The sequence below is a fragment of the Microbacterium sp. Bi128 genome (genome assembly GCF_918698205.1).
The window spans coordinates 1-16344 of record NZ_CAKKMM010000056.1 but is presented as its reverse complement, the minus strand read 5'-3'; the positions used below and the strand labels follow the sequence as shown (position 1 = coordinate 16344).

Sequence of the window (16344 nt, the reverse complement as noted above, 5' to 3'; positions counted from 1 at the left end):
CCGCTCCCCCGATCTCCTCCGCTCGCCCCGCGCCTCGAGGACCGCGGCACGCTCAGCCGCGCGGGCCGGAGCTCTCGCGCACCACCAGCGAGGTCGGGACGAGCGTGCGGGCGTGCTCGCCGCCGGCCCCCTCGATGTCGGCGATCAGCGCGCTCATCGCCTCTTCGCCGACGCGCTCGAAGCGCTGTCGCACCGTGGTCAGCGGAGGCCAGAAGTTCGCCGACTCGGGCATGTCGTCGAACCCGACGACGCTCACGTCGCCCGGAACCGCGCGGCCGGCCTCGTGCAGCGCCTGGATGACGCCGAGCGCCATCTGGTCGTTCGCCGCGAACACAGCGGTGACGGCGGGATCGGCCGCCAGGGCCGCGCCGATGCGGTGCCCCGATTCGGCCGTCCAGTCACCGATCTGGAGCGGGGGGATGCGGCATCCCCGCTCCTCCAGCGCCGCCCGCCACGCATCGCGACGCCGCTCGGCGGCGAAGGACTCCGGCGGCCCAGAGACGTGCCACACCGTCTCGTGGCCGAGGTCCAGGAGGTGCTCGGTCGCCAGCCGCGCTCCCTGCGCCTGATCGTTGTCGACCACGGTGTAGGGGTAGTCGGCGCTGGAGTCCACGACGACGACCGGCAGCCCCGAGGGGATCGAGAGCTCGTTCTCACCGAGCCGGTGCCTCTCGATGAGGATCACGATGCCGTCGACGGCGTGCTCGTGCAGCCGCAGGAACGCCCCGGACACGTCGGACTGCGACGCCGACTGCACGGTGATGAGGGTGATCGAGTATCCGGATGCCGCCGCCACCGACGCGAGCGCATCGAGGGTGCGCGTGTTGCCGTAGGAGCTCAGCGAGAACATGATCACGCCGATGCTGCGGAAGCGGCCCGAGCGCAGCGCCCGCGCCGCGCTGTTCGGTCGATAGCCGAGGCTGGTCATGGCGTCGAGCACGCGCTGACGGGTCTCGGGATCGACGTTCGCCCGGCCGTTGGCCACGCGCGAGACGGTCTGCCCCGACACTCCCGCGGCCGCAGCCACGTCGGCCATCGACACTTCGCGACGCCGTCCGCGCCCGCCCGTCGCGGTCGACACCGTCGTCGTCTCGCCCACGGCTACCCCCTCGGATGTTGACGTTGACATGCTAGCGGTCGCTGGGTATGTTTACGTCAACATCGCGGCGACTCGGCCGAGATGCGCACCAAAGAAGAGGCACCGGACGATGACGACCACCGCGGCACCCCCGCCCGCTCTGCGCACCCCGCGCCGCCGGCGACGCGCACGAATCGACGATCGCGGCTGGCTCTTCGTCGCTCCGTTCGCCATCGTCTTCGCGTTGGTCTTCCTCGCGCCGCTGGCCTACTCGGTCTACCTCAGCCTCTTCCGCGACCAGCTGGTCGGCGGCAACGCCTTCGTCGGCTTCGCCAACTACGTCGCCGCCTTCAGCGACCCGAAGTTCTGGGACGGCTTCGGCCGCGTCGCCCTGTTCCTCGTCGTCCAGGTCCCGATCATGCTGCTGCTGGCCCTGGCCGCAGCCCTCGCGATCGACAGCGCGCGCCTCCACGCCTCCGGCTTCTACCGCATGGTGATCTTCCTGCCGTACGCGGTTCCCGCCGTCGTGGCGGTGCTCATGTGGGGGTACATCTACGGCGACCAGTTCGGCCTGACCCGCAACATCAACGACCTGCTCGGCGGCCCCGTCATCCAGCCGTTCGTCCCCGAGTGGATGCTGGTCTCGATCGGCAACATCGTCACGTGGCAGTTCGTGGGCTACAACATGCTCATCTTCTACTCCTCGCTGAAGACGATCCCCGGCGAGCTGTACGAAGCGGCATCCATCGACGGCGCGGGAGCCTGGCGCACGATCTTCTCGATCAAGATCCCCGCGGTGCGCGGCGCCGTGGTGATCGCGACGATCTTCTCGATCATCGGCAGCTTCCAGCTCTTCAACGAGCCCAACATCCTCAAGCCCCTGGCGCCGAACACCATCACGACGTTCTTCACGCCGAACATGTACGCCTACAACCTGTCGTTCGCGGGTCAGCAGTACAACTACGCGGCCACGGTCGCGATCATCATGGGCGTCATCACCGCCGTCATCGCCTACGTCGTGCAGCTGCGCGGCTCTCGTCAGGAGGCGCGATGACCACCGCGACCGCACCCCGTACCGACACCGTGGCCGTGACCACCTCCCGCTCGCGCACGCGCCGCGGCTACGCCCGCACCTCGCCCACGCAGAGCAAGAAGTCGCTGGTGCTCAGCATCGTCATGGGCCTGTACCTGCTGTACACGCTCGTGCCGCTGTTCTGGCTCGTCATGAACGCGACCAAGACCCAGCCCGACCTCTTCACCACGTTCGGACTCGGCCCCGGCAACAGCTTCGCCCTCTTCGACAACATCGCTCAGACCCTGACCTATCGCGACGGCATCTTCCTGCGCTGGCTCGGCAACACGCTCCTGTACGTCGTGGTCGGCGCCGGCGGGGCGACGCTGCTGGCGACCCTCGCCGGCTACGGCCTGGCCAAGTACAACTTCCGCGGGCGCAAGGCCGTGTTCGCGGTCGTCCTCGGCGCGATCGCCGTCCCGGGTACGGCGCTCGCCGTCCCCACGTTCCTGCTGTTCAGCCAGCTGGGCATCACCAACACCCCGTGGGCGATCATCATCCCGTCGCTCATCAGCCCCTTCGGTCTGTACCTCATCTGGGTGTACGCGACGGATGCCATCCCCACCGAGCTGCTCGAGGCCGCACGCATGGACGGGGCGGGCGAGTTCCGCACGTTCTTCACCATCTCGATCCGGCTGCTGACCCCGGGCATCGTCACGGTGCTGCTGTTCGCGGTGGTCGCGACCTGGAACAACTACTTCCTGCCCCTCATCATGCTCAGCGACCCCGCCTGGTACCCCCTGACGGTGGGCCTGAACCAGTGGAACGCGCAGGCCACCGGCGTCGGCGCGCAGCCGATCTACAACCTCGTGATCACCGGCGCCCTGCTGTCGATCATCCCGATCGTCGCCGCGTTCCTCGTGCTGCAGCGCTTCTGGCAGTCCGGCCTCAGCGCCGGAAGCGTCAAGCAGTGACGACAGCTCCCTCCCGAAACCCGGAGCGTCCTGCCCCGGAATCCCGCAACACCATCCACAACGACGAAGTGAAGGAATCCCGATGACATTCATGCGCAAGGGCACCGCCGCCCGGCGGGCCGTGTTCGCTCTGGCAGCCACCGCGCTCTCGGTGGGCGCGCTCACCGCCTGCTCCGGCGGCAGCACGGGCGGTGGCAGCAACGGCGGCAGCGCCGACGACATCGAGAAGGCGCTCCAGGAGGGCGGCGAGCTCACGTACTGGTCGTGGACGCCGTCGGCCGAGGCCCAGGTCGCGGCCTTCCAGAAGACCTACCCGAACGTGAAGGTCAACCTCGTCAACGCGGGGACCAACACCGAGGAGTACACCAAGCTCCAGAACGCCATCAAGGCCGGCTCGGGCGCCCCCGACGTCGTGCAGATCGAGTACTACGCCTTCCCCCAGTTCGCGCTGTCGGACTCGCTGCTCGACCTCGCCCCCTACGGCTTCGGCGACCTCTCGGGCGACTACAGCCCCGGCACGTGGGGCTCGGTCGACTTCGACGGCAAGATCTACGGCCTCCCCCAGGACTCGGGCCCCATGGCCCTGTTCTACAACAAAGAGGTCTTCGACCAGTTCGGCATCGCCGTCCCGACCACGTGGGACGAGTACGTCGCCGCGGCCGAGAAGCTGCACGCCGCCGACCCGACCAAGTTCATCACCGCCGACACCGGCGACTCCGGCTTCACCACCAGCATGATCTGGCAGGCCGGCGGCACCCCGTTCCAGACCTCCGGCACCGACGTGACCATCGACCTGCAGGACTCCGGCTCGAAGAAGTTCGCCGACAACTGGAACCGCCTCATCGAGGGCGGCCTGCTCTCGGACACCCCGAGCTGGAGCGACGAGTGGTTCAAGGGCCTCGGTGACGGCTCGATCGCCTCGCTCGTGATCGGCGCCTGGATGCCGGGTGTGCTGGAGTCGTCGGTTCCCGACGGCGCGGGCAAGTGGGCCGTGGCCCCCATCCCCACCTACGACGGCAAGGCCGTGACCGCCGAGAACGGCGGCGGCGGCCAGGCCGTGACCAAGCAGAGCAAGAACCCGGCCCTGGCCGCGGGCTTCCTGAAGTGGCTCAACAACGACGAGGAGAGCCTGAAGATCTTCGCCGCGTCGGGCGGATTCCCCTCCACCACCGCGCAGCTGAGCGACCCCGCCTTCGTCGAGAAGGCGTCGGACTACTTCGGCGGCCAGAAGATCAACGAGGTACTGACGCAGGCCTCGAGCGAGGTCCGCAAGGGCTGGAGCTACCTGCCGTTCCAGGTCTACGCCAACAGCATCTACGGCGACACCGTGGGTCAGGCGTACGCCACGAAGGGCGACCTCAACGCGGGTCTGACCGCGTGGCAGGACCAGCTCGTCCAGTACGGCAACGACCAGGGCTTCACCGTCAACAAGTAAGCCGATGATCGGGGGCGGGTCGCAGCGTGAGCGAGCGACCCGCCCCTTCCCTTACCGCTCCAGGAGAGCCGCATGACCTCCCCCACCCGCATCTCGATCGACCCGCACCAGACCGGACACGAGGTGCCCCGCCGCTTGTTCGGCACGTTCGTCGAGCACATGGGTCGCTGCGTATACGACGGCATCCATTCGCCCGGTCACGCCACGGCCGACGACACCGGTTTCCGCGCCGACGTGCTCGACCTCGTCCGCGAGCTCGGGGCGACGGTGGTGCGCTACCCCGGCGGCAACTTCGTCTCGGGCTACCGGTGGGAGGACGGCGTCGGCCCCCGCGCCGAGCGGCCGGTGCGCCTGGATGCCGCGTGGCACAGCACCGAGACCAACCACGTGGGTCTGCACGAGTTCGCCGAGTGGGCGGATGCCGCCGGCCTCGAGGTCATGGAAGCGGTGAACCTCGGCACGCGCGGGGTCGCCGAGGCCGCCGACCTCCTCGAGTACGCCAACCATCCGTCCGGCACCGCGCTGAGCGACCGCCGCCGCGCGAACGGCCGCGACGAGCCCTTCGGCATCCGGCTGTGGTGCTTGGGCAACGAGATGGACGGGCCGTGGCAGATCGGCCACAAGACCGCCGACGAGTACGGGCGCCTGGCCGCCGAGACCGCCCGGATGATGCGGTTCCTCGACCCCGGGATCGAGCTCGTCGCCGCCGGCAGCTCCAACCACGAGATGCCCACGTTCGGAGACTGGGAGCGCACGGTGCTGCGCCACACCGCCGGACTCGTCGACCACATCTCGGTGCACGCGTACTACGAAGAGGACCCGTCCGACCCGGCGAGCTTCCTCGCCAGCGGCGCCGCGCTGGACCGCTACATCGGCGAGGTCGCCGACATCATCGACGAGGTCGACGCCCGCACCCCCGACGGCGAACGGATCGGCATCAGCGTCGACGAGTGGAACGTCTGGAACCAGACGCGGTGGAACGAGGTCGACAAGCCCCGCGTCTTCACCGGCGACTGGCCGATCGCGCCGCGTCTCATCGAGGACGACTACACCGTCACCGACGCCGTCGTCGTCGGATCCCTCCTGATCACCCTGTTGCGCTGCGCCGACCGCGTCTCGATGGCGAACCTCGCGCAGCTCGTGAACGTCATCGCCCCCATCCGCACCGAGCCCGACGGCGGTCCCGCCTGGCGGCAGACGACGTTCCACCCCTTCCGACTCACCGCCGAGGCCGCGACCGGCCGCGTCGTGCCCGTCCGCGTCGACGGCGCTCGCATCGCCACGGCCCGCCACGGCGAGGTCGACGCGGTGGATGCGATCGCCACCGTCGACGGCGACGTCGCCCACGTCTTCCTCGCGCACCGCTCGCTGGACTCCGCGACCGAGGTCGAGCTGGACCTGGGGCCCGTGGCATCCGTCGATGCCGTCGTGATCACCGTGCCCGAGGGCGGCGATCGCCACACCACCAACTCCGCCGACGCCGAACCGGTGGCGCCCGCGGCCCTCCCGGTCGAGGTGGCCGACGGCATCCTGCGCTTCACCCTCCCCCCGCTCGCCTGGGCGCGCGTCCGCGTGCAGCTGGCCGCCTGAGACCGAAAGACACCGTGACCACCTTCACCATCGGCGAGACCGACTTCCTGCTGGACGGCGAGCCCTTCCAGGTCATCTCCGGAACGCTCCACTACTTCCGCATCCACCCCGAACACTGGGCCGACCGCATCCGCACCGCCAAGGCGATGGGGCTCAACACCATCGAGACCTACGTCGCGTGGAACGCGCACGAGCCCGTGCGCGGGCAATGGGATGCCACGGGCTGGAACGACCTCGGACGCTTCCTCGACCTCGTCGCCGCCGAGGGCCTCCACGCGATCGTGCGCCCCGGCCCCTACATCTGCGCCGAGTGGCACAACGGCGGGCTGCCGGTGTGGCTCACCTCGACGCCGGGGATCGGCCTGCGGCGGTCCGAGCCGCAGTACCTCGCCGCGGTCACGGGATACCTGGAGCGCGTGTACGAGATCGTCGCCTCGCGGCAGATCGACCGCGGCGGCAACGTCGTGCTCGTGCAGATCGAGAACGAGTACGGCGCCTACGGCTCCGACAAGGACTACCTGCGCGAACTCGTGCGCGTCACGCGCGACGCCGGGATCACCGTGCCCCTGACCACCGTCGATCAGCCGATGCCCTGGATGCTCGAGAACGGCAGCCTCCCCGAGCTGCACCTGACCGGTTCGTTCGGCTCCCGCTCGGCCGAGCGTCTCGCGACGCTGCGCGAGCACCAGCCCACGGGTCCGCTCATGTGCTCGGAGTTCTGGGACGGCTGGTTCGACTGGTGGGGCAGCATCCACCACACGACCGACCCCGCCGCCTCCGCCCACGACCTCGACGTGCTGCTCGCGGCCGGAGCGTCGGTGAACATCTACATGGTGCACGGCGGCACGAACTTCGGCACCACGAACGGCGCGAACGACAAGGGCCGCTTCGACCCCATCGTCACCTCTTACGACTACGACGCCCCGATCGACGAGTCGGGGCACCCGACGGCGAAGTTCCACGCGTTCCGCGAGGTCATCGCGAAGTACGCGCCCGTGCCCGCCGACGTGCCGGGCCCGCGCCCGGATGCCCCCGCATTCGAGGTCGCGCTCTCGGGCGAGGGCGACTGGATGCCGGCATCCACCGGTTCTTCCACCGAGGCGCCCGTGACGTTCGAGGAGCTCGGTCACCTCGGGCCGCTCGTGCGGTACGACGTCGACCTTCCCGCGACGGACGGCCCCGCCCCGCTCGTGGTCGGCGAAGTGCGTGACCTGGCCTGGATCCACGTTGACGGCGCGCCGGTGGGCCGGCTGTCGCGCTCGCTGCACGAGCGGGCGCTCATGATCCCCGCCGGGTTGCGGCTCACCGTCCTCGTCGAGGACCAGGGCCGCGTGAACTACGCCGATCGCCTCGGCGAGCCGAAGGGACTGATCGGCGGAGTGACCCTCGGCGGCGCACCGCTCACCGGGTGGACGGCGACTCCCGTCGACCTCGCGGCGGCCACCGGCACGGGCACGGGCTCGGCCGGCCGCTCGCTGCTCCGCGGAACCTTCGACCTCGACGCGGCCACCGACCTGTTCCTCGACACCGCGGCGTGGGGCAAGGGCTTTGCGTTCGTCAACGGCTTCTTCCTCGGCCGGTACTGGCGGAACGTGCCGCAGCGGACGCTGTACGTCCCCGCTCCGGTGCTGCGCGCGGGCGCGAACGAGATCGTGGTGCTCGAGCTCGAGCAAGCGGCCGAGACGGTCGCGGGCTTCGTCGCCGCCCCGTCGCTGGGGCAGCTCGAGGAGTAGACGCGTCGGCACGGTTCGCGGCGGGATTCGTGCAGTGGGGTGCTCGATGACCGCCCCGCTGCACGGAACGCGCCCCGGACGCCGCGATCAGCGCGCGCTGGCCCGCACGACGAGGGTCGCCGGAACCGTCTGCGCCACCGGCGCGCCGCCCTCGATCGCGGCGACGAGCGCCGCGACCGCGTCGCGCCCCAGGGCGTCGAAGTCCTGCCGCACGGTGGTGAGGGGCGGGCGGTACTCGGCGGCATCCACGATGTCGTCGAAACCGACCACGGCGACGTCGTCGGGCACGCGTCGCCCGGCGTCGGCGAACGCCCGCAGCGCGCCGAGGGCCATCTGGTCGTTCGCGACGAAGACCGCGGTGGCACCGGTCAGAGCGGCGACGGCGGAATGACCGGATGCCGAGGTCCAGTCGCCGCGGACCGGCTCGGGCGCCGCGACCCCGGCGTCGGACAGTGCGGCACGCCACCCGCGCTCGCGTTCGGCGGCGGCGAACGACCGTGCGGGCCCGGCTATGTGATGAACCGTGGGGTGGCCGAGGGCGAGCAGATGCTCCGTGGCGAGGCGGGCACCGCCGGCGTGATCGGTCTGCACGATCGAGAATCGCTCGTCGGGCGGCGAATCCACCACGACGAGGTGCAGGTCGGCGGGCGGATCGGTGTCGCGCACGAGCTCGGTCGCCTCGTTCAGCACGACGGCGCCGTCGACGCCCTGGGCGCGCAGGCGCGCGAAGGCGTCCCGGATGCCGCGCTCCCCCACCGTCACGACGGCCAGGGCGTAGTCGCGGGCGGCCGCCGCTTCGGAGATCGCCTGCAGCATCCGCGAGTTGCCGACCGAGGCCAGCGTCGACACGACCAGTCCGATCGTGGAGGTCTGCCCGGTGCGGAGGGCGCGCGCGGCGCGGTGCATGCGATAACCGAGGTCGCTCATCGCCGTCTCGACGCGGGCACGGGTGGCGGGATCCACGCGCGGGCTGCCGTTGGCCACGCGCGAGACGGTCTGGGCGGACACCCCCGCCGCTGCGGCCACATCGGCCATGGACACTCGCATGATCGCCTCCCGTGTTGACGATATCACGGCCGGAATGTAGCGTGTTATCGTGAACACGGACAGCCCCACCGCAGTGGCGCTCGGCGCCGGAGTCGTCAAACGCCCCACGCGCCTGGCCGACGGCCGCGAGCTCATCTACTTCGACGATGCCGACACGACGCTCGGCCCCGCGCGCTCCGTCGACGCCCGCACGCTCGACCCGCGGCCCGCCACGGCGACGATGCGGCAAGACATCCTCACGGGCGACTGGATCACCGTGGCATCCAATCGTCAGAACCGCGCGTTCCTTCCGCCCGCGCACCTCGACCCGCTCGCTCCGCAGACGCCGACGAACCCGTCCGAGATCCCCTCGCGCTACGACGTCGCCGTGTTCGAGAACAAGTCGCCGTCGTTCGGCCCCGCGCTCGACGTCGCCACCGACGACGCGCCCGCCGCCGTCGACCCGCCGCGCGGCGACGACGACCTCGAGCATCTGGGCCTCGGTCGCACCCGCACCTCCGTCGGACGGTGCGAGGTGGTGTGCTTCAGCCCCGAGCACGAGGGCTCGTTCGGCACGCTGTCGCGCACGCGCGCCCGCACCGTCATCGAGGCGTGGGCCGACCGCACCGCGGCGCTGTCGGCACTGCCCGGCATCCGGCAGGTCTTCCCGTTCGAGAACCGCGGGCAGGAGATCGGCGTCACTCTCCCCCACCCGCACGGGCAGATCTACGCCTACCCCTACGTCACCCCGCGCACGCAGCGCCTGCTCGACACCGTCGCCCGCACCTCGCCCGACATCTTCCAGCGCATCCTCGAGTTCGAGGGCGCCGGCGAGCGCGTGGTCCTGCGCGGCGAGCACTGGACGGCGTTCGTGCCGTTCGCGGCGCGCTGGCCCATCGAGGTGCACGTGCTGCCGCACCGCCACGTGGCCGACCTCGCCGAGACGACGGATGCCGAACGCGACGAGCTCGCCCCCTTCTACCTGCGGCTGCTGCGCGGCATCGACGCGCTGTACGACACCCCCACCCCGTACATCGCCGCGTGGCATCAGGCACCGGTCGGGCGGGCACGGGACGGCGTGCGACTGAACCTGCAGATCACGTCGCCCCGCCGCGCCGCCGACAAGCTGAAGTACCTCGCCGGATCCGAGGCCGCCATGGGCGCGTGGATCGGCGACATCACCCCCGAGGCCCAGGCCGAACGCCTGCGCGCCGCCCTCGAGACCGTCCCGGAGGTGACGGCATGACCGCCGTCGACGACGCCCGCGCCCTGCTCGCCACCCTGACGGACGCTGATGCCGTCGGCGTCTGGTCGGCACCGGGGCGCGCCAACCTCATCGGTGAGCACACCGACTACAACGAGGGCTTCGTCCTGCCGTTCGCGATCGCGCAGCGCACCGCCGCCGCGGTGGCCGTCCGCTCCGACGACGTGATCCGCGTGCGGTCGACCTTCGCCGACGAGGCCGTCGAGGTGCGACTGTCCGAGCTCGACGCCCGCATCGCCGCCGGCGGCCTCGACTGGGCGGGCTACCCGCTGGGTGTGGCGTGGGCGCTCCGCGCCGCGGCCCCGGATGCCACGCCCCGGGGCGTCGACATCGCCCTGGCCTCCGAAGTGCCGGTGGGTGCCGGACTGTCGTCGTCGGCGGCGATCGAGGGGGCCGTGGCCTCCGCCCTCAACGACGTCTGGGGCGCGGGGCTCGATGCCGTGGCGCTGGCCCGCGTGGGCCGGACGGCCGAGAACGACGCCGTCGGGGCGCCCACCGGGATCATGGACCAGATGGCCTCGATGCTCGGCGTCGCCGACGCGGCGACGTTCCTCGACTGCCGCACGCTCGAGACCCGGCCGGTGTCCCTGGGCTTCGCCGAGGCGGGTCTGGAGATCCTCGTCGTGGACACGCTCGTCGAGCACGCCCACTCCTCGGGCGGCTACCGCGAGCGCCGCGCTTCGTGCGAGAAGGGCGCCGCCGCCTTCGGCGTGCCGGCCTTGCGCGACCTCACCGTCGACGATCTGCCGCGCGCCGCCGAGATCCTCGACGACGTGACCTTCCGCCGCGTGCGGCACATCGTGACCGAGAACCAGCGCGTGCTCGACACCGTCGCCGCCCTCGACGCCGACGGCCCGCGCGCGATCGGCGACCTGCTCACCGCCTCGCACGCCTCGATGCGCGACGACTTCGAGATCTCGGTTCCCGAGCTCGACCTCGCCGTCGAGACGGCCCTGGCCGCGGGCGCCCTCGGCGCGCGCATGACCGGCGGCGGCTTCGGCGGCGCGGCGATCGCCCTGATCCCCGCCGACCTCGTGCCCGCGGCGACCGACGCCGTACACGCCGCGTTCGCGGCATCCGGATTCCGCGCCCCGAACGTCTTCACCGTAACGCCGTCGCAGGGCGCGCGCCGCGACGCCTGAGGCCGCAGGCCGAGCGCGTGAGTCGCCAGGATTTGTCGCCCTGAGCATTCGCCAGGCGACAATTCTTCGCGACTCACGCGGATGGCACGAGAGGATGGGGCGATGGATGCCCGGGACCCCGTCGTCGCCACCACCCGGGGCCGCGTGCGCGGGTTCGCGCGCGGCGGGACGGCGGTCTTCCTCGGCATCCCGTTCGCCCAGGCTCCCGTCGGAGCGCTGCGGTTCGCCGCTCCGCGGCCGGCCGCCCCGTGGGAGGGCGTGCGCGACGCCACGGAGTACGGGGCGACCGCCCAGCGCGGCGACACCGGCATCACGCTGATCCCCGAACCGAGCGTGCCCGGAGACGCGACGCTGAACGTCAACGTCTTCGCGCCCGCCGGGGCGACACCGGATGCCGCACTCCCGGTGCTCGTGTGGATCCACGGGGGCGGGTTCACCTCGGGGTCGCCCGCCAGCCGCTGGTACGACGGCGACGCGTTCGCGCGCGACGGCGTCGTGACGGTCGTCGTCTCGTACCGGCTGGGCTTCGACGGGTTCGGGCACATCGACGGTGCCCCGTCGAACCGGGGTCTGCGCGATCAGATCGCCGCTCTGGAGTGGGTGCGCGACGAGATCGCCGCCTTCGGCGGAGACCCCGCGCGGGTGACGATCGTCGGGCAGTCGGCGGGCGGCGGATCGGTGCTGGCGCTGCTGGCCTGCCCCGCGGCATCCGGGCTGTTCCGCGGGGCGATGGCCGTCTCGCCCGCGATCGGGGCCGTCACCGCTCCGGCCGCGCGCCGGTTCGCCGAGCGGATCGCGGCCCTCGCCGGGGTGCCGGCCGACCGCGACGGATTCGCCCGCCTCCCCGAAGAGCATCTGCTCGAGCTGCAGCAACGGGCGCAGAAGCCGACGGGACGGCCGCGCCTGTCGGGCCTCACCACGCTGCTCGACGACGGACTGCCGATCGGCCCGGTGGTCGACGGCGACCTGCTCCCCCGCGCGCCGCTCGACGCCCTCGCGGACGGCGCCGCCGCGGACGTGCCGCTCGTGATCGGCGCCACGGACGACGAGTTCACGATGCTCACCGCACGCTGGCGGAAGCCCTTGCGCCTGGTTCCCGTGCCGCTCGCTCTCGCGGTCCTCGGCGTCGGGCGCTCCCGCCGTCGCGCGTACCTCGCCCGGTCGCGGCGGCGCGGGTCGGCGGCCCTCCTGGGCGGCTACGTCTCGGATCGCGTCATCCGTTCGGTCGTGCTCCGCACGGCACGCGCGCGGGGGACCGCCCCGACGTGGGTCTATCGCTTCGCGTGGCGGTCACCGTCGATCGGCTTCGCCTGCCACTGCCTCGACGTGCCGTTCTGGTTCGATCGCCTCGACGCCGACGGGGTCGCCGCGATCGCGGGCGACGTTCCGCCCGCCGACCTCGCCGCCGCGATGCACGAAGCCGCGATCCGTTTCGCCCACGACGGCGATCCGGGATGGCCGACCTGGGATGCCACGACCCACCGCGCGCGGGTCTTCGACGCCCCGGCATCCACCCCGCCCGTCGAGCCCGACGCGTATTCGGATGTCGCCCCGCTCGTCTGACCCGCAGCTCACGTGAGGGGCCAAGAACTGTCGCTTCGGCGCGCCGGAGGCGACAGTTCTTGACCCCTCACGCGCCTTGCGCGCGGAGAGCGGGGACCACCTCGCGCTCGAACAGCGAGATGCCGGAGGTGTCGTACGCGGCCTCGGGGAAGTACTGGATGGCGTAGCCGAGACCGTGGTCGGCACGCGCGCGCAGGCGCTCGACGATCTGCTCGGGCGTGCCGAACGTGTCGGAGGAGCGGTAGTCGGCCTCGATGGCATCCGCCCGCTCGTCGCCGACGTGGGGACGCAGGCGCGCCACGACCGCGGCCAGACGCTCGTCGGCCTCGGCTTCGGTCTCGGCGACGATCGTGTTGAAGTTCGTCGAGCGGGTGATCTCGCCGAAGTCACGGCCGAGGGCCTCGCAGTGGCCGCGGAGGACCGCGGACTTGTGGTCGAACTCGTCGAGCGACCCGCCGAAGTTCGTGTACGACGCGTACTGCGCCGCGATCTTGAGCGTGACCTTCTCGCCGCCGCCCGCGATCCACAGGGGGATGCCGCCGGACTGCAGGGGCTGCGGCTGCACGATCGCGCCGTCGACGTCGTAGTACTTGCCGGCGAGCGTCGCCGATCCGGTGGTCCAGGCCTGGTGCATGATCTCGACGCCCTCGCGCAGGCGCCCGAGCCGCTCGGCGATCGGCGGGAAGCCGTAGCCGTAGGCGCGCCACTCGTGCTCGTACCAGCCGCCGCCGATGCCCATCTCGGCACGCCCGCCCGAGATCAGGTCGACGGTCGCCGCGATCTTCGCGAGGTACGCCGGGTTGCGGTAGCCCATGCACGTGCACATCTGTCCGAGACGCACGCGGTCGGTGACGGCGGCGAACGCGGCCATGAGCGTCCACGCCTCGTGCGTGGCCTCGGCGCTCGGCACCGGCGTGGTGTGGAAGTGGTCGTAGACCCAGATCGAGGACCACGGCCCCTCGTCGGCGCTCTGGGCGAGCGCGCTCATCGCGCGCCACTGGTCGGCGGGGTCGATGCCCACCAGGTCGAAGCGCCAGCCCTGCGGGACGAAGATGCCGAATTCCATGGGCTTCACCCTAGACGCGCCCGGTGACATCGACGCGGGTCGCGGCCGTTCTCGGCAGCCCCGGGCCGCGAGACTGCACCGCGCTGACAATTTCCCGGCGGCGTGCAGTGGGGATGTCAGCCGGTTGCTGTCTCGCGGCCCGGGCCCGACTGCCGCGCTGCCACCGCACCGGAACGCTGCCACGGCAGCGCCCGCATCATGCTCAGCACGGCGATGATCGCCAGGCTCAGCGCGGCCGCGGATCCGAGGAACGGCAGCACGAGAGGCGACATCGCCCCGCGGGCGTCGGGCACGAGCCCCGGCCCCTGGGGCTGCGTCGTCAGGGGGGCGTTGACCGCGAGGAACGACAGCGCGGGTGCGGCCGGGTCGAGCGCCGCGGGGGCGCGTCGCAGCGGGTTGTTCGCCGCCGCGGCCGCCGATACACCCCCACCGGATGCCGCGGGCACGGCGACCGGGGCATCGGCGTCGTAGCTGACGGTGAGCGGAGACGCCGGCTTCGCGGCATCCCGGACTCCGCCCGTGGTGAGCCAGTACCCCTGCTGACCCGTCAGACGGTGGAAGTCGACGAACGACTGCGGGAACGATCCCCAGTGGGCGGCGTTCGCGTCGGAGCGCGCGATCTGGCCGCCCCCGGCGGTCGCGATCCCGAGGTACTCGGGCGTCACCGAGAACCCGCTCTCGGCGGACACGGCGGCGGAACGGAGGCCGGCGAGCACGACCTCGCGCGGGGCGATCGGGGTCCACGCGGTCATGTCGTCCATCGACGTCCCGTATCCGCCGGCGCGCCCCACGAGGCGCCCGTTCCCGGACGCGTCGAGGGTGAGCACGGGATCCGTGACGCTCCAGTACGTCATCCCGCCGTAGAAGGCCACGGTGAACGAGCCCGCCCAGCGGATCTCGACCGCCCCGTCACGACGCGTCCCCGTCCCCCCGTCGATCACGACCTGGTTCCCGGTGGTGCTCGACGTCGACGAGGCCGACACGGCGGCCCCGCGCGGATCCCGGCACTTCGTGTCCCACGACGCGGTTGCCCACCCGCCGTCGGCGGTGGGCTTCTCGATGCGGACGGCGCCGTCCTGGGCGCGGTAGAGGCCGTCGCCCTCCCGCCACACCCGGGCACCCCCGGCGTCGCCGGCGAGCCCGGCGCTGAGGAAGTTGCATCCGCCCGCGAACGCCCCTCCCCCGGACTCGGCGTTCAGTCCCCACCGCAGCTGCGCATTGCGGATCGTCCCGTCGCCCGCGGCCGGACCGCCGGGTCCGGGGACGGTGACCACGATCTCGTCGGGTCCCGCGGCCGCGGCCGGGGACGCCCCGACGCCCAGGGCGACCGCGACCGCGAGGGCCGCGCGCAGCAGACCCCGGCCCCTCATGACCGGGCCCCCGTGGCGACCGGCTCTGCGGGGGCACCCGCGGGACCGCCCGCGGGCTCGCCCGGCGGCTCGCCCGGCGCCGGAGAAGATCCGGATGCCGCCCGCCGGGCGCGACGTCGCGCGCGCGCCCGCACGAGGGCCGTCACGACGCTCGCGATCACCAGCGCCGCCGCGAGCGCGACGCACCCGAGCATCATCACGATCGCCCAGGTCGGCACCGTCGGCGTCGTGGCGACGACCTCGACCGTTCCGCCGGTGACGCTCACCTCCGCCTCGGCCACGCTCCCCGATCCCGCACCGCGCAGGGTGATCAGGTGCGTCCCGTCGCGGATGTCGCGGGGAACGGGCAGCGCGGCGGCGACTTCGCCGCGGGCTCCCGCCGTGAGCGGCCCCACCGCCGTCAGCCCGCCGTCCAGCGACGCCACGACCTGCTCCCCCGGGGTGAAGCCCTGCCCCGTGAAGACGATCGACGATCCGGCCGCAACGGTGGCCGACTCGACGCCGACGCGCACGGCACCGGCCGCGCCCGCGGCATCCGTCGGAGCGGCGGGAGATCCGGATGCCGCCCCCGCGGCGGCCGTCCCGAACGAGACGGGTGTGAAGGTCTCGTTGTTGGCGTTCTTGACCCCGTGCGCGCCGATCGTGATGATGCCGCACGTCGTGCGCCGGCAGTCCACCGAGGTCACGCGTCCCTCGCGATCCTGGCTCTCGAACACGGCACCCGGGACCACCATGCGCACGGTCCACGACCCGTCTGCGCCGATCGTGCCGTTCGCCGAGCTCTCGGTCTGACTGCCGGGGAAGGCGAGGAAACGCTGGAAGCCGTTGTTCTCTGCCGACTCGGCGTCCGGCACGTACCGGTAGTCCTCGCCGACCAGCCCGCCCGCACTGGGGCGCCACGAGCCTCCCGCGGGGTCGTCGACCCAGCCGAACAGCACGTACACCCCGCCGAAGCCGTTGGCGACGGATTGGAAGCCGGAGCCCGAGACGGTGACCTCGGTGGCGTAGTCGGGCGACACGGTCGCGCTGCCGTCGGGGCCGGCGATCGACACGCCGCCGACCGCCGCAGCGGGGTCGGCGGCGGTCAACAG

The 16344-nt window shown here is 72.0% G+C and carries 12 protein-coding genes and 1 pseudogene; 8 read left to right on the top strand and 5 right to left on the bottom strand.

The window, feature by feature from the left end:
• Positions 1-52: 52 nt before the first annotated feature.
• The gene (locus LQV45_RS06940) at positions 53-1036 is read right to left on the bottom strand and encodes a LacI family DNA-binding transcriptional regulator (protein ID WP_230006369.1); all 984 of its coding nucleotides are present in this window, start codon (positions 1034-1036) and stop codon (positions 53-55) included.
• Between the two features lie 172 nt (positions 1037-1208).
• Between LQV45_RS06940 and LQV45_RS06935 the strand changes: the two genes are divergently transcribed.
• The 5 genes from LQV45_RS06935 (at position 1209) to LQV45_RS06915 (ending at position 7822) form a co-directional block, all read left to right on the top strand.
• Positions 1209-2132, top strand: a complete 924-nt coding sequence (locus LQV45_RS06935; protein WP_230006367.1) for a carbohydrate ABC transporter permease — start codon at positions 1209-1211, stop codon at positions 2130-2132.
• Between the two features lie 122 nt (positions 2133-2254).
• Positions 2255-3064 carry a carbohydrate ABC transporter permease gene (locus tag LQV45_RS06930; protein ID WP_230006368.1) on the top strand — a complete coding sequence of 270 codons (810 nt, stop codon included), beginning with the start codon at positions 2255-2257 and terminating at the stop codon, positions 3062-3064.
• Between the two features lie 91 nt (positions 3065-3155).
• Entirely contained in the window at positions 3156-4499 is a 1344-nt protein-coding gene (locus LQV45_RS06925; RefSeq protein ID WP_374208155.1) for a sugar ABC transporter substrate-binding protein, read from the top strand.
• Between the two features lie 72 nt (positions 4500-4571).
• Positions 4572-6089 (top strand): alpha-N-arabinofuranosidase, encoded by a 1518-nt coding sequence (locus tag LQV45_RS06920; RefSeq protein WP_230006365.1) that lies wholly within the window; start codon positions 4572-4574, stop codon positions 6087-6089.
• Positions 6090-6103: 14 nt separating this feature from the next.
• Positions 6104-7822, top strand: coding sequence for a glycoside hydrolase family 35 protein (locus LQV45_RS06915; protein ID WP_230006364.1), 1719 nt, complete (start codon positions 6104-6106; stop codon positions 7820-7822).
• Positions 7823-7909: 87 nt separating this feature from the next.
• Here LQV45_RS06915 and LQV45_RS06910 read toward each other — a convergent pair whose 3' ends face one another.
• Positions 7910-8857, bottom strand: coding sequence for a LacI family DNA-binding transcriptional regulator (locus tag LQV45_RS06910; RefSeq protein ID WP_230006363.1), 948 nt, complete (start codon positions 8855-8857; stop codon positions 7910-7912).
• 61 nt (positions 8858-8918) lie between these two features.
• Between LQV45_RS06910 and galT the strand changes: the two genes are divergently transcribed.
• From galT to LQV45_RS06895, 3 genes are all read left to right on the top strand, one after another.
• Positions 8919-10094: a galactose-1-phosphate uridylyltransferase gene (gene galT, locus LQV45_RS06905; protein WP_230006362.1), complete on the top strand. Its 1176-nt coding sequence runs from the start codon at positions 8919-8921 to the stop codon at positions 10092-10094.
• Positions 10091-11254 carry a galactokinase gene (galK, locus tag LQV45_RS06900; protein ID WP_230006361.1) on the top strand — a complete coding sequence of 388 codons (1164 nt, stop codon included), beginning with the start codon at positions 10091-10093 and terminating at the stop codon, positions 11252-11254. The genes galT and galK overlap by 4 nt, the downstream gene beginning before the upstream one ends.
• A 102-nt stretch (positions 11255-11356) precedes the next feature.
• Positions 11357-12817 (top strand): carboxylesterase/lipase family protein, encoded by a 1461-nt coding sequence (locus tag LQV45_RS06895; RefSeq protein WP_230006360.1) that lies wholly within the window; start codon positions 11357-11359, stop codon positions 12815-12817.
• Positions 12818-12884: 67 nt separating this feature from the next.
• On the opposite strand, the gene LQV45_RS06890 is transcribed toward LQV45_RS06895, so the two are convergent.
• The 3 genes and pseudogenes from LQV45_RS06890 to LQV45_RS06880 all read right to left on the bottom strand — a co-directional run.
• Positions 12885-13883, bottom strand: a complete 999-nt coding sequence (locus tag LQV45_RS06890; RefSeq protein WP_230006359.1) for an LLM class F420-dependent oxidoreductase — start codon at positions 13881-13883, stop codon at positions 12885-12887.
• 116 nt (positions 13884-13999) lie between these two features.
• A complete protein-coding gene (locus tag LQV45_RS06885; protein WP_230006358.1) occupies positions 14000-15253 on the bottom strand; it encodes a hypothetical protein in 1254 nt (417 codons plus the stop codon).
• Positions 15250-16344: pseudogene (locus LQV45_RS06880) on the bottom strand (hypothetical protein); the annotation flags it as partial. The pseudogene LQV45_RS06880 and the gene LQV45_RS06885, both read right to left, overlap by 4 nt.